The sequence below is a fragment of the Streptomyces aurantiacus genome, from assembly GCF_001418335.1.
GTDB lineage: Bacteria > Actinomycetota > Actinomycetes > Streptomycetales > Streptomycetaceae > Streptomyces > Streptomyces aurantiacus.
Genome location: NZ_LIPP01000514.1, coordinates 1 through 7,344 on the forward strand (window position 1 = coordinate 1; position 7,344 = coordinate 7,344).

The following is a 7,344-nucleotide window of genomic DNA, read 5'->3' on the forward strand; positions in this document are numbered from 1 at the left end:
GACCAGGCGTGGCCGGTGGGGGCGGACGGGCCGCGTGGGCGTACGTCCGGCAACAACAGGGTTGTTCTGCCGGACGGGTGGCTGAAGGATCCGTACGACTGTGCCGGCATCAGTGAGGATGCGGAGTTGGATACGTCCGGGGGGTGAGCGTGTCGTGTCGTGTCGTTTCGGGTGCGGGCCGGTGGGGGCTGGTCGCGCAGTTCCCCGCGCCCCTAAAAGATTGCGCCGTTCCCCGCGCCCCTTAGAAGCAAAAGATTGCGCAGTTCCCCGCGCCCCTGAAGAGCAGCCGCGCCCCTGTTCATCTTCTTGGGCCCGTTAGCGCGTAGGCCGCGGTGCCTGCCGCTGTGAGGGTCAGGGCTGTCCAGGTGGCTGTTGTTGTGTCGGGTGGGAGGAGCATCCACGTTGCCATCTGCATCGGTACGTTCGTCGGGGGTGGGGCGGAGAGTGCGAACGCGAGCCAGGCGAACGGCAGTGTCCAGGCGTACTGGGCGCCCGCCAGCGCCGCGCCCAGGGCGGCCAGGCCCATCAGGCCCGCGCTGTTCCGGACCACGAACGCCGTGTCGGCCATGGACTCCCCCATTGTCTGCACCGTCAGCAGCGCCGCTGCGACCACCGCGCCGGCGAGCAGCACATGCGCCGCTCTGCGCGGCAGCCAGCTGATCGCGGCCGTCCGGTCCAGCGCGAGGTCCTGCCCGCCCAGTCCGACCGAGGCCGCCATCGTCCCCGTGGCGAGGACCAGCACGGGCAGCCGCGGGTCAGCGGGCCCCGCGCCCCCGTCCCGGGCGAGCGCCCACCCCGCCACCGCGCTGATCACCACCGCGGCCAGCGATGCGGGTACCTGGCGCGAACGCGCGTACAGCATCAGCCATCTCACCGGGACGCACCGCCGCCGGACAGGACGTCGAACGCGTCGCCTTTGCAGGAGAGCGCGGCGGCGCGCATCGCGTTGATCCGTGCGAGCTGTTCGGCCCGCGGCAGTGCCCTGAGTTTCCGCCACACCGGGCGGGCCTCGGCGTCGACCTCGCGGCGCGCAGCCGCCGAGCCGGTGCCGGGCAGCGGCCCGAGGTCCCCCCGGTCCCCGAGGACCCAGCCGACCGCGACGGCCTGCGCGTACTGGTCCTGCCCGAAGCTGCTCCAGCCGGTGGGGGTGCACCCCGGCACCATGGCTTTGGCGATCAGGGCCCGGGTCAGTTCCTCGCCCTTCGCGGTGGTGAGGGCGGTGTCGTCGCCGAAGTCGAGGAGCACGGTCTCGCGGGACCACCGCGGCGTGGAGCCGTCCGGCAGTACCGCGGTGTTCTCCCGGATCGAGACCGGCGCCCGCCCGCCCAGGGCGCCGTGCAGCAGGCGCAGCGCCTCTTTGCCGGGACCCGCCAGGTCGGGGAGGCGGGCCTGCTGCGTCCTGGTCACGCACACCAGTCCTTCGCACACCGGCTCCGCCGCGGCCTCGTCGAGGACGTAGATCCGGCGCGGGTCGGAGGGCAGGACGAGCAGGGCGATCGCCGCGCCCGCCAGGACGGGTGTCAGGGCGAGCAGCCGGGCCCGCGGGCTCGCGGCGACCAGCAGCGCGAAACCGGTCGTGGCCATGCCGAGCAGCCAGAGCGTCTGCCCGACGTGCACGGAGGCGGAGAGCGTGACGAGCGTGTCGCGCACCTCCTCCACCGCCGGTGACAGCAGCGAGATCCGGTTCGGCTCCGTGCGAGGAACCCCCGACGCCGTGGCCGTCTCCGTCCGGCCCAGCGACGCGTTCATCAGAACCGTGAACACGAAGGCGCCCATGGCCAGCGCGGGCGGGGTGAGCACGGACGGCAGGGCCCGCCCGGCCCCCATGCCCAGGACGGCACCCGCGACGAGGGAGAGCGCCCCCACCAGCGAGATCGGCAGCCACCCGAGGTGCGCGTACCCGCTGTTGGCGACCACTTGGACCCCGCCCACGAGGACGAGGAGCGCGAAGGCGGAGGCCAGCGTGAGCGCCGTCGTGCCCGCCGTCGTGGCCGCGCGCTGCCAGGCGGGCCGCGGCGTGCTGGTCAGCAGCTCGGACATCTTCGAGCGGTGGTCGCGCAGGCCTTGCAGCGCTCCGAGCCCCACGGCGAGCGGCCACAGGTAGAACAGCAGGGACCGGGTCCACAGGGCCAGGGACGTCCACTGGGCCGTCCACGCCGTGGGCCCCCTGGACCAGGCGGCGTCCAGCAGGCACAGGAACGCCAGCGCCGTCGTCAGGACCACGGCGCCCGCCCACGGGGCGACGGAACGCCTCAGCTCGATGCGCAGGACAGCGCCGTTCACCAAGTGCCCCTTTCCTGGGCGGGGTTGAGCAGCAGTGCCGAGTAGCCGCGCTCCAGCGGGCTGTCGCCCACGTGCTCGGGGCCGCCCGCCGCCGCCAGGTCGTCCGGGGTGCCCTGGAAGACCAGTCGCCCCTCGGCGAGGAGCACCACGTCGGTGCAGGCGGCGGCGACGTCCTCCACCAGATGGGTCGAGACGAGCACACAGGTGTCCGTGCCCAGCTCCTGCAGCAGCTCGCGGAACCGCAGTCGCTGCGCCGGGTCCAGGCCGGCCGTCGGCTCGTCGAGCAGCAGGATCGTCGGGTCGTTGACGATGGCCTGGGCGATGCCGACCCTGCGCACCATGCCGCCCGACAGGGACTTCAGCCTGTCGTCGGCGCGGTCCGCCAGACCGACCCGTTCCACGGCGCGCTGCACCGCCGCGGGGATCTCCGCCTTCGGTACCTCCTTCAGCCACGCCATGTACTCGACGAACTCGCGCACCGTGAAGCGCTTGTAGTGGCCGAACTCCTGCGGCAGGTAACCGATCCGGCGGCGCAGCGCACGGTGCTCGCCCCGGCCGCCCGCCGACTCGCCGAGCAGCTCCAGGGTGCCCTCGGCGGGGCGCAGCACGGTGGCCAGTGCCCGGACGAGGGTGGTCTTGCCCGCCCCGTTGGGGCCGAGCAGGCCGTGTACGCCGATGCCGAGCGACAGGTCCAGTCCGTCGACGGCCATCCGTTTCCTGCCGGCCCTGACCTTCAGCCCGGTGGCCTGGATCTCCCAGGCGTAGGCCGTCGGTGCGATGTCGGCGGCGCTCACCGCGGACGTCATGTGTTGGTCCTTTCCGTTGGTGATCGATGGGTCATCGATGGGTTTCCAGCACGGAGTACGCGCCTCTGCGGGCGATCACGACACCGACGCCGAGTGCGAGGACCAGCCCCCACGCGGGCAGGCCGTCCGTCCGCAGGGCGACGGCCGTACGGCTGGTGGCCAGGGTCGGCGCCACGACCACCGCGGCCCACACGGCGGCCAGCACGACGGCGGCGCGGGTCACCCCGACGACACCGCCGAGCGCCAGCGTCGCCGCCGTGCAGGCCAGGCAGGGCAGCAGCCACTGAGCCACCATCACCCCCGTCGCCCAGCCGCCCAGCAGGAGCGCGGGGACGACCACGCCGAGCACGGACGCGGTGCGCCGCAGCACCAGCTGGAGCCCGGCCCTGGGCGCCGACGCCGTCAGTTCGTACGCCGGGTCCAGGCCGCGCGACCAGGACGCCGCGACGCCGAGCACGGGCAGGACGGGCGCGAACAGCAGCACCAGCGACACCCCGCCGGAACCGGAACCGGAACCGGTATTGGAACCGGTGCCGGTGCCGATACCGGTTCCGGTGTCGGCCAGGTCGAGCAGCAGGGCCAGCAGCGCCACGCCCACGACCATGGCCAGCCACGGCACCATCACCGGCGTCATCCACCGCGACAACCGCGCCGGCCGGCGCCGCCGGCGCGGCATCGTACGGGTCACGGCCAACTGAGGTTCGAGGCGGGACCACACGGTGTCGACCAGCGACGCCACGGCGGGCACCCCGGCACCGACGGCGGCGGACAGCCGGTCACGGCACGTCCGGCACGCCTCCAGGTGGGCCTCCACGGCCCACACCTCGTCGGCGGCGAGGCCGGTGCCGCCGTGTGCGTACCCCTCGATGATCCGCGTCGACGCATGTTCCGACGCATGTTCCGAGGCATGTTCCGAGGCATGTTCCTGGTTCATGCCAGCGCCCTCCGCATCGCGATCCGGGCCCGGCGGGCACGGGTCTTGACCGTGCCCTCGGGCAGCCCGAGCAGGACCGCGGTCTCCCGGACGGACAGCCCGTCGAGCACCATGGCCTGCAGTACCTGTCTCAGTTCGGGCGCGAGGCACCGCAGCGCGTCCCCGACGTCACCGCCGACGGTCGCCGCGAGTGCCTCCTCCTCGGCGGCGGGCGCCGCGTCGGGCACGGCGGCGGCCGGCGGCGGCTCCGCGTGGTGGGCCCGGCGCCGGAACGCGTCGACCAGGCGGCGCGCCGCGATCGTCCACAGCCAGCCGGTGGCCGACCCGCCGACCGCGGCCCCGGCGAACGCGCCCGCCGCGCGCCACACCGCCAGATACGTCTCCTGCATGACCTCGGCGACGATCTGCTCGTCCACGCACCGGCGGCGCAGCCGCACCGCCAGCCACGGCGACGTACGCCCGTACAGCTCCTCGAACGCGGCCCGATCGCCTCTCGCCACCAGCCGGACGAGACGCTCCTCGTCCACCTGGTGCAGCGCCGCCGCCGCCCTGACTGATCTCACACCGGCTAGACGCCCGGACAGGCCCGCAGGTTTTCCTCCGGACGTGATGCGCGCCACACCTGGAGGGGGTCCCTACGAACGAGCCCTACGCGGGGAACCTGACGAGTCCTACGCGGGGAACCTGACGAGTCCTACGCGGGGAACCTCCGGTCGACGCCCCTCCACACCAGCTCCAGGACACCCGCGCCCACCACCGCGATCCCGACGGCGGTCCACGGCAGCGTCGTCCCCACCAGCTTCAGCGCGAAGAACTCCTGGAGCCACGGCACCACGAGCACGAGCAGGAACCCGAGCCCCATCGCGGCCACCAGACCCACCCGCCACCAGGTGTACGGCCGGGCGATGATCGCCAGCACCCACATGGAGACCAGGAACAACGTCAGGGTCGCCGCACTCGTCTCCGCGTCCAGCGCGCCCTCACCGGTGTAGTGGTGGCGAGCGATCAGGTACGTGGTGAAGGTGGCCACCGCCGCGACGACGCCGCCCGGGATCGAGTACCGCATCACCCGCCGCACGAAGTGCGGTCGCGCACGCTCCTTGTTGGGCGCGAGCGCCAGGAAGAACGCCGGCACGCCGATCGTCAGCGTCGACAGCAGGGTCAGGTGCCGCGGCAGGAACGGGTACTCCACCTGGAAGCACACCACCAGCACCGCGAGCAGCACCGAGTACACCGTCTTCACCAGGAAGAGGGTCGCGACGCGCGTGATGTTGCCGATGACGCGGCGCCCCTCCGCGACCACCGAGGGCAGCGTCGCGAAGCTGTTGTTCAGCAGCACGATCTGGGCGACCGCCCGGGTGGCCTCCGAGCCCGAGCCCATCGCGACACCGATGTCGGCGTCCTTCAGGGCGAGTACGTCGTTCACGCCGTCGCCGGTCATCGCCACCGTGTGGCCGCGCGACTGGAGCGCGCCCACCATGTCGCGCTTCTGCTGCGGGGTGACCCGCCCGAACACCGTGCCCGCGTCCAGGGCTTCGGCCATCTCCTCCCGCCCGGCGGGGAGCCGGCGCGCGTCGACCGTGGCGGAGGCGCCGGGCAGGCCGAGCTTGGCGGCGACCGCGCCGACCGACACGGCGTTGTCGCCGGAGATCACTTTGGCGCGTACGTCCTGTTCGTCGAAGTACCGCAGGGTGTCCGCCGCGTCGGGCCGCAGCCGCTGGTCCAGGACGACGAGCGCGGCCGGCCGGGCGCCCTCCTGCACGCGCGGGTCGTCGAGGTCCCTGACGGCCCGGGCGAGCAGCAGGACCCGCAGCCCCTGTTCGTTGAGCTGTTCCGTCTCCGCGAGCGCGGGGTCCCCGTCGGGCAGCAGCACGTCCGGGGCGCCCAGCAGCCACGTACTGGATGTGCCCCCGCTCCCGCCTTCACCGGCTCCCTCGGTGAAGGACGCGCCGCTGTACTTGCGGGCGGAGGAGAAGGGCAGCGCGCTCTCGGCGCGCCACTCCCCGCCGTCCGGGTAGGCGTCGATGATCGCCTGCAGCGAGGCGTTCGGCCGGGGGTCCGACGCACCGAGGGCGCCCAGCACCTTGCGTATGTAGGAGTCGTACGACCCGTGCTCGTCGTGGGAGCCGTCGCTGTTCCCCAGGGGCCGCAGCTCGGTGACGTCCATGCCGCCCTCGGTGAGGGTGCCGGTCTTGTCGAGGCAGACCGTGTCGACGCGGGCGAGGCCCTCGATGGCGGGGAGTTCCTGGACGAGGCAGTCCTTGCGGCCGAGCCGGATGACGCCGATCGCGAAGGCGACGGAGGTGAGCAGGACCAGGCCCTCCGGGACCATCGGCACGATGCCGCCGACGGCACGCGCGATCGAGTCCTTGACGTCGTTGTCCTTGCTGACGAGCTGGGTGATGGCCAGGCCCACCGCGGCCGGGACCAGCATCCAGGTCACGTACTTGAGGATCGTGGAGATACCGGTCCGCAGCTCGGAGTGGACGAGCGTGAAGCGGCTCGCCTCCTCGGCCAGCTGCGCCGCGTACGCCTCGCGCCCCACCCTCGTCGCGGTGAACGCGCCACCGCCCGCCACCACGAAGCTGCCCGACATGACCGGGTCGCCGGGCTGCTTGACGACCGGGTCCGCCTCACCGGTGAGCAGCGACTCGTCGATCTCCAGACCGTCGGCCTCGGCGCAGTCGCCGTCCACGACGATCTTGTCGCCGGGCCCGATCTCGATCAAATCCCCGAGCACGATCTCCGCCGTGGCGATCTCGGTGGCGGCCCCGTTCCTGCGGACGGTCGGCCGCGCCTCGCCGATCACCGCGAGCGAGTCCAGGGTCTTCTTCGCGCGCAGCTCCTGGAGGATGCCGATCCCGGTGTTCGCGAGGATGACGTAGCCGAACAGGGTGTCCTGGAACGGCGCGACGGACATCATGATCATCCAGAGCACACCGATGATCGCGTTGAACCGGGTGAAGACGTTCGCCCGGACGATGTCGGCCGCGGAGCGGCTGCTGCGCACGGGTACGTCGTTGATCTCGCCCCGCGCCACCCGTTCGGCGACCTCGGCCGTGGTGAGACCCCCCGCCCGGGCCGCACTCGCGGGCAGCGGAACGGGATGCACGGGATCGAGTTCGGCGCCCGCGTCGATGTGCGTCATGCACCCGACGGTACGGCGGGACATACACCTTCACCCGCCGAGCCCGCCAAAGATCCGACCAGGGGAGGAGCTGTCATGATGCTCTGGTTGTACGCGGCGCGCTCCGAGGGGCTCGGGTCGGTTTCTCGGTGCGGACCGGCCGTGGCTGAGCGCGCAGTTCCCCGCGCCCCTGA

Annotated in this window: 6 protein-coding genes and 1 pseudogene; 1 reads left to right on the plus strand and 6 read right to left on the minus strand. The window is 72.7% G+C overall.

Going from position 1 to position 7,344, the window contains the following annotated elements:
- A pseudogene (locus AOK01_RS45945) lies at window positions 1-147 on the plus strand (tRNA dihydrouridine synthase DusB); the annotation flags it as partial.
- Window positions 148-298: 151 nt separating this feature from the next.
- Here AOK01_RS45945 and AOK01_RS39710 read toward each other — a convergent pair.
- The 6 genes from AOK01_RS39710 to AOK01_RS39735 form a co-directional block, all read right to left on the minus strand.
- Window positions 299-874: a hypothetical protein gene (locus tag AOK01_RS39710; protein WP_055520462.1), complete on the minus strand. Its 576-nt coding sequence runs from the start codon at window positions 872-874 to the stop codon at window positions 299-301.
- Entirely contained in the window at window positions 871-2,283 is a 1,413-nt protein-coding gene (locus tag AOK01_RS39715) for a hypothetical protein (RefSeq protein WP_055520463.1), read from the minus strand. Before AOK01_RS39715 ends, AOK01_RS39710 begins: the two co-directional genes overlap by 4 nt.
- Window positions 2,280-3,089 carry an ABC transporter ATP-binding protein gene (locus AOK01_RS39720; protein ID WP_190851064.1) on the minus strand — a complete coding sequence of 270 codons (810 nt, stop codon included), beginning with the start codon at window positions 3,087-3,089 and terminating at the stop codon, window positions 2,280-2,282. The genes AOK01_RS39715 and AOK01_RS39720 overlap by 4 nt, the downstream gene beginning before the upstream one ends.
- Before the next feature lie 31 nt (window positions 3,090-3,120).
- Window positions 3,121-4,023 carry a zf-HC2 domain-containing protein gene (locus tag AOK01_RS39725; protein WP_055520467.1) on the minus strand — a complete coding sequence of 301 codons (903 nt, stop codon included), beginning with the start codon at window positions 4,021-4,023 and terminating at the stop codon, window positions 3,121-3,123.
- Complete coding sequence (locus AOK01_RS39730) at window positions 4,020-4,523, minus strand: RNA polymerase sigma factor (protein WP_213089217.1); 504 nt, start codon at window positions 4,521-4,523, stop codon at window positions 4,020-4,022. The genes AOK01_RS39725 and AOK01_RS39730 overlap by 4 nt, the downstream gene beginning before the upstream one ends.
- Window positions 4,524-4,717: 194 nt before the next feature.
- Entirely contained in the window at window positions 4,718-7,171 is a 2,454-nt protein-coding gene (locus tag AOK01_RS39735) for an HAD-IC family P-type ATPase (RefSeq protein WP_055520472.1), read from the minus strand.
- Between the last annotated feature and the right edge of the window lie 173 nt (window positions 7,172-7,344).